This is a genomic window from Micromonospora sp. 15K316, assembly GCF_004348525.1.
Lineage (GTDB): Bacteria > Actinomycetota > Actinomycetes > Mycobacteriales > Micromonosporaceae > Micromonospora.
In genome coordinates, this window is the sequence record NZ_SMKG01000055.1 from 24,328 (window position 1) to 30,503 (window position 6,176).

At 73.6% G+C, this 6,176-nt stretch carries 6 protein-coding genes; 3 read left to right on the forward strand and 3 right to left on the reverse strand.

Annotation, left to right across the window (positions count from 1 at the left end; genetic code table 11):
* Nucleotides 1–261: 261 nt before the first annotated feature.
* Nucleotides 262–1,260: a TerC family protein gene (locus tag E1211_RS13820; protein ID WP_132349127.1), complete on the forward strand. Its 999-nt coding sequence runs from the start codon at nucleotides 262–264 to the stop codon at nucleotides 1,258–1,260.
* 111 nt (nucleotides 1,261–1,371) lie between these two features.
* On the opposite strand, the gene E1211_RS13825 is transcribed toward E1211_RS13820, so the two are convergent.
* Nucleotides 1,372–2,295: a C40 family peptidase gene (locus E1211_RS13825; protein WP_132349128.1), complete on the reverse strand. Its 924-nt coding sequence runs from the start codon at nucleotides 2,293–2,295 to the stop codon at nucleotides 1,372–1,374.
* A 58-nt stretch (nucleotides 2,296–2,353) separates the two neighbouring features.
* Nucleotides 2,354–3,451: a mandelate racemase/muconate lactonizing enzyme family protein gene (locus E1211_RS13830; RefSeq protein WP_132349129.1), complete on the reverse strand. Its 1,098-nt coding sequence runs from the start codon at nucleotides 3,449–3,451 to the stop codon at nucleotides 2,354–2,356.
* Nucleotides 3,452–3,607: 156 nt separating this feature from the next.
* On the opposite strand from E1211_RS13830, the gene E1211_RS13835 reads away from it, so the two are divergent.
* The gene (locus E1211_RS13835) at nucleotides 3,608–4,405 is read left to right on the forward strand and encodes a tyrosine-protein phosphatase (RefSeq protein WP_132349130.1); all 798 of its coding nucleotides are present in this window, start codon (nucleotides 3,608–3,610) and stop codon (nucleotides 4,403–4,405) included.
* Nucleotides 4,406–4,580: 175 nt separating this feature from the next.
* Here the strand turns inward: E1211_RS13835 and E1211_RS13840 are convergent, their stop codons facing one another.
* Nucleotides 4,581–5,435, reverse strand: a complete 855-nt coding sequence (locus E1211_RS13840) for a serine hydrolase (protein ID WP_132349131.1) — start codon at nucleotides 5,433–5,435, stop codon at nucleotides 4,581–4,583.
* Nucleotides 5,436–5,507: 72 nt separating this feature from the next.
* Between E1211_RS13840 and E1211_RS13845 the strand changes: the two genes are divergently transcribed.
* Entirely contained in the window at nucleotides 5,508–6,173 is a 666-nt protein-coding gene (locus tag E1211_RS13845; RefSeq protein ID WP_132349132.1) for a class I SAM-dependent methyltransferase, read from the forward strand.
* The last annotated feature ends 3 nt before the right edge of the window (nucleotides 6,174–6,176 follow it).

Sequence of the window (6,176 nt, forward strand, 5' to 3'; positions counted from 1 at the left end):
TGGGTCACGCCACCACCGCCCGACGTGCGATCAGCGGGCCGGGTGCGCCACAATGGTGATCGAGGAGGGGAGTATTCCCCCGCGGCGGAGTCGTCAGCACGGTCGACCACCCAGGTGGCGCGACCCGGCCCCGTCGGTCGCCGACACGTGCGGTGACGGAAGAGACCTCCGACAGTCACCACAGCGAGCATCGCCGGCACGCCGCGCCCCCACCAGGCGTACGGTGTGCCCGTTGCCGCGTGTCTGCCGGAGGAATGAACGTTGGATGTGTCCGGGCTGGTGTGGGCGGTCACGCTCGTCGCACTGATCGCGGTCCTCGCGGTCGACCTGCTCATCATCGGGCGGCGTCCGCACGAACCGAGCGTGCGGGAGTCGAGCCTCTGGGTCGGCTTCTACGTCGGCCTCGCCCTGCTCTTCGGGGCGGGTGTCTGGCTGGCGTCCGGCGCGAGCGCGGCGGGCCAGTTCTACACGGGCTGGTTGACCGAGTACAGCCTCTCGGTCGACAACCTCTTCGTCTTCGTGATCATCATGGCCCGGTTCGCGGTGCCCCGGCAGTACCAACAGAAGGTGCTGCTCATCGGCATCGTGCTGGCGCTGATCATGCGGGGCGGGTTCATCGCCGCCGGGGCGGCGTTGATCTCCCAGTTCTCCTGGGTCTTCTACATCTTCGGCGCGTTCCTGATCTACACGGCGATCAACCTGGCCCGGCAGGGCGAGCCGGACGAGGACGAGTTCTCCGAGAACCTGCTGATCCGGTGGAGTCGCCGGGCGCTGCCGCTGTCGCGTTCGTACGAGGGTGGCCGGATCGTCACGCACGAGAACGGCAAGCGGCTCTTCACCCCGTTGCTGATCGTGATGATCGCCATCGGCACCACCGACCTGATCTTCGCGCTGGACTCGATCCCGGCGATCTTCGGGATCACGCAGGAGCCGTACCTGGTCTTCACCGCCAACGTCTTCGCCCTGATGGGCCTGCGTCAGCTCTACTTCCTGCTGGGCGGCCTGCTGGACCGGCTGATCTACCTCAGCTACGGCCTGGCGGTGGTGCTCGGCTTCATCGGGGTCAAGCTGGTGCTGGAGGCGCTCGCGGACAACAACCTGCCGTTCGTCAACGGTGGGGAGCACGTGAGCTGGGCGCCGCACATCCCGATCTGGCTGTCGCTACTGGTGATCATCGGGACGCTGCTGGCGGCCACCGCCGCCAGCCTGGTCAAGTCGGCCCGGGATCGGCGCCGAGCGCTGGCCGAGGTGCGCGGCTGATCGTGCGGCTCGGACGCGGCGGAGGGTTGCCGCCGCGTCAGGGCCGGCGCGTGAGGGGCATGGAGAAGGGGGTGGCTCCGAGGAGCCGCCCCCTTCTCCATGCCTCGGCGGTCAGACCCGGTGGGCGCCGACCAGGGTGGCGACCCGCTCGGCCGGCAGCGCCTCCTCCAGCACCCGGCGCTGCCGGTAACAGGCGTGCAGCATGCGCCGGTCGCCGGCCGCGCCCGGCTCGGCGGTGACGATGCCGATGTGGTGGATCTTGCGTCCGGGGCGGGCGAAGAAGTAGAGGTCGCCGGGGCGCTCGTCGCCGAGCGTCAGCGGGACGGTGGCGGCGGCCTGGTCGTCGGCGTCGCGGGGGAGCTGCACCCCGAACCGGCGCCACGCCAGGTGCACCAGGCCGGAGCAGTCGATGCCGTACGCGGACACGCCGCCCCAGACGTAGACCACGTCGAGCAGCCGCTGCGCGACGGCGAGCACCTCGGCGGCCGTCGGCGGGGCGGCGGGTAGCTCGGCGAGGTGCGACTCGGGCAGCCAGAGCGGCTCGGCGTGTCCGGGGGCGTGCACCGGCTGCCAGCCACCGCGGGGCGGCCCGGCCGCGGCGAGCCGGGTGCCGAGGATCAGCCCGGGGAGCACGACCGGGCCGTCGGGGGTCACGTGCAGCGCGCTGACGCTCGCGTCCAGCACCAGCGACGGGATGCCGGCGGGGGCGGTCTCCTCGGCGGGGACGAGCTGGTCGGCGGGGAGCCAGCCAGGGTAGCCGCGCGGGTCGAGCTTGGCGGCGGGTTGTTCGACGGCGACGACGTGGGCCCAACCGTCCGGCCGGAGCTCGGTGACGAGGACCCGTTCGCCGAGCAGCAGCTGGCTCAGCACGCAGTCGCCGACCTGCTGGTCGCTGTCCATCCCGCTGATCCAGCCGGGGATGTCGGTGCGCGTGGCGAGGGCGGGCCGGTCGATGGGGCGTACCGCCTCGGGGGCGGTCCAGAGCGTCGCGACCGCGGCCCGGACGACGGCCTCGCGGCCCGGTTGCAGCTCCACGTCCACCCCCAGTTGTGCTTGCTGTCCTCGCGAACCCTATGAAAGAAACCGCCAAGGCTCAACCGGCGGTCTGCACCTTTGCTTCAGTCACCGAGGTGATGCCGAGGCCGGGCGCGTCCGGCAGCACGACGGACGCACCCTCGTACCGGATGCCGCCGCGGACCGGCGAGCGGGCCAACCACCAGGCGGCGTCGAGGTCCGGCACGGCGGTGGTGCCGTACGCGGCGACGAGACTGGCGGCCGCGCCGATGCCCACCTCGCTCTCCATCATGGAACCGACGACGGTGCCGAGGCCGTGCGCGGTGGCGAGTTCGAGCAGGGTGCGCGCGGGGTGCAGGCCGCCGCACTTGGCCAGCTTGACGTTGACCAGGTCGGCGGCCCGGCGACGGATCACCTCGACCAGGTCACGAACCCCGAACACCGACTCGTCGGCGAGGATCGGCACGTCCACCCGGTCGCTCACCCAGGCCAGCCCGTCCAGGTCCCAGCGGGGCACGGGTTGCTCGACCAGCTCCACGTCGAGGCCGGCGTCCTCGATGCCGCGGATCACCCGGACCGCCTCGCGGGGAGTCCAGCCCTGGTTCGCGTCGAGCCGGATCCGCACCTCCGGACCGACGGCGGCGCGTACCGCCCGGACCCGGTCCAGGTCGCCGGCGGCGTCCGTGCCGACCTTGAGCTTGAGCACGTCGAAGCCCTCGGCGCGGCGCTTGCCGGCGGCCTCGGCCAGGTCGGCGGCCTCGCCGGCGGCGAGCGTGACGTCGGTGGGCACGGTCAGCGTGGCGCCGCCGAGCAGGCGCACCAGGGGTACGCCGAGCCGCCGCGCGGCCAGGTCGTGCAGCGCGACGTCGACGGCCATCTTGGCGGCCTCGTTGCCGACCACCGCGCGCTGCACCTCGGTGCAGCGGGCCACGAGCTCGTCCGGGTCGCGGCCGGTGAGCAGCGGCCCGAGCAGTTGCCGGACGCACGCCTCGGAGCCGTCGATCGACGCGCCGGTCACCTGCCACACCTGCGGCGCCTCGCCGAACCCGGAGCGGCCGTCGGCGTCGACCACCTCGACGACCAGGGTGTCCACAGTGGTCGTGCGGCGCAGTGCGGTGACGAACGGGGTGTGCAAGGGGGCGGTGAGCCGGTGGGTGCGGACCGCGGCGATCGTCATGTGCGGCACCCTATACGCAGACCACGCGCGACGGCCTGGCCGCGTCGCGGCGCGGGGCAGCCGATCATCGGGCACGGGTACGGCGCCGCGTCGTCGCCGTCGGCGTGGTGACGGGGTACGGGGCGGGCGATCATCGATGGGTGTGGAGGCGTCGGGATGGACGGGCGGGACTGGGAGCTGGTGGGTGCGCCGAACGCGCGTGACCTGGGCGGCCTGATCGGGGCAGGGGGTCGGCGGGTGCGCGCCGGGCGGCTGATCCGTACGCCGGCGCTCGGCCGGCTGACCGACGACGACCTGTCCGTCTTCGGCAAGCTCGCCCCGGCCTGCGTGGTCGACCTGCGCGATCACTCGGAGGTCGCGGTCGCCCCGGCGGACCGGTTGGTGGGTGAGCCACGGCTGGTGCCGCTGCCCGTGTACGACCCGGAGCACCCGGTGTTCACGTACGTCTCGGCGGTGCTGCTCGGCCACGACCTGTCGTCGTACGCGGAGCTGGCGCGGCAGGGGACGCCGGCGGCGATGGCGGCGATCTACCGCTGGTTCGTGACGGGGGTGTCGGCGCGGGCGGGCTTCGGCGAGGCGGTGCGGTTGGCGGCGCGGGCGGAGAACCTGCCGCTGGTCTACCACTGCTCGGCGGGGAAGGACCGCACCGGTTGGCTGACGGTGATCCTGTTGACCGCGCTCGGGGTGGACGAGGAGGCGATCCGGGCCGAGTACCTGCGGAACAATCCGCTGACGGAGAGCCTTCGTGCGGTGCTCGTCGAGGCGATGCGGCGCCGGCAGCCGGAGCTGGACGTCGAGGCGGTGCTGCCGGTGCTGGAGGTGCGCCCCGAGTACCTCGACGCGGGTTACGACGAGGTACGCCGGGTGCACGGCTCGTTCGACGGGTACCTGCGCGACGGTCTCGGGCTGACCGACGAGGTCGTCGAGGCGCTGCGCACCCACCTGCTGGAGTGAGCCGCAGGCGTCCGCCGCCGCGGTGCCGGAGACGAGCCGGGAGACGGTGATCGCGCTCGTGGTGGCGGTCGGAACCCGTTTCCTGTGGCTGGTCGGCATCGCGCGGACGCTGATCGTGGCGCCGGTCGAGGGCCGCCCGGCCGTCGCCACGGCCGCCTGGCGGCGTGCCGGACGGCTAGAGGTCGTGGCGAGCCGCCCAGACCCGGGCGGAGACGTCGGCGATGAGCGCGCAGGCGTCGGCGTCGTCCTCGCTGCCGCTGGTGCCCTCCGCGTCGCGGGTGGTGCAGACGACCACGGCGTACGGGGCGGCGTCGTCGGGGAAGACCACTCCGGCGCCGTGCCGGATGCCGCGAACCCAGCCGTTCTTGTGCGCGATCCGGGTACCCGGTGGCAGGCCGGCGGCGAGGTCCTCGCGGTGCTCCTGGGCGACGAGCACGTCCAGCATCTCGGCGCAGGCGGCCGGCGAGGCGATCGGGCCAGGGCGGTCGGCGCCGGTGGCGAGCGCGCCGAGCAGGGCGGCCAGGTCGGCGGCGGTGACGAGATTGGTGATGCCGTTGTCGCGGGCGGCGAAGTCCTCGATGCCTCGGCCGGTGACGCTGTGCCGGGCGCCGGCGAGCGACCAGACCTCGGCGACCGCGGGCAGGCCGACATGACCGATCACCAGGTTGGTGGCGAGGTTGCTGGAGCGGACGATCATGCGATGGGCGAGCCAGCGCAGCGGCGCGGTGCCGCCTACCCGAGCCCAGACCGCGTCGTCGTTGTCGTAGTGCGCGGCGCAGGTGAACCGGGGTGCGCCGGGCTGCGCCGAGTCGAACGCGTTGACCACCGGAACCGGGGCGTCCAGGTCGAGGGTGCCCGCCTCGGCGGCCCGGTGCAGGGCGGCGAGCACCGCTACCTTCATGGTGCTGGCCGCGTAGTGGGTGGCGTCCGCCCGCCGGGTCCAGGCGGGTTCGGCGCCCGGCCGCCCCACGTACACGGACACGGTGCCGGGCGCCGTGTCGAGCTGCGCGTCGAGATCCTCCCAGGTCATGCCGGTGACCGTAGCGGATCATGGCGGTCTGCGGGGCCACGCCCCGGCGCCGCGGGGGCTAGCGTGGGCCGAATGCCGACCGCCGCGTACGACGCCATCGCCGACTGGTACGAACGGTTCGCCGCCGACACCTCTGCCGACTACATGGACCGGGTGCGCGCCCGGCTCGGCGAGCTGCTCGGTGCCGGTTCGGGCCGCCGGTGCCTCGACCTGTGCTGCGGCACCGGTGCGCACGCCGCGCACCTGCGGGCGCTGGGCTGGCGGCCGTTGGGTGTGGATCTGTCCGCGGGGCAGCTGCGGTACGCCCGGACGCGGCTGCCGGTGGCGCGGGCCGACGTGACCCGGCTGCCGGTCGCCGACGCCTGCGTGCCGGCGGTGACGTGCGCACTTGGGCACACCGACCTGCCCGACTACGCGGCGGTGATCGCGGAGGCCGCCCGGGTGCTGGTTCCCGGCGGCCGGTTCGTGCGCGTGGGCGTGCACCCGTGCTTCGTGGGCGCGTTCGCCGACCGGTCGGACCCGGCGCGCGCGGTGATCGACGCCGGGTACGCCGATCGTGAGCGCACCTTCGGCGGCTGGAACCCGAACGGGGTGCGCGCCCGGGTCGGCGCCTGGCACGTGCCGCTCGCCGACCTGCTGAACGCGGTGACCGAGGCGGGGCTGGTGCTGACCGGGGTCCGCGAGTCCGGCTCCACCCCGATCCCCGACCTGCTGTCCCTCCAAGCCACCAAACCCTGACCC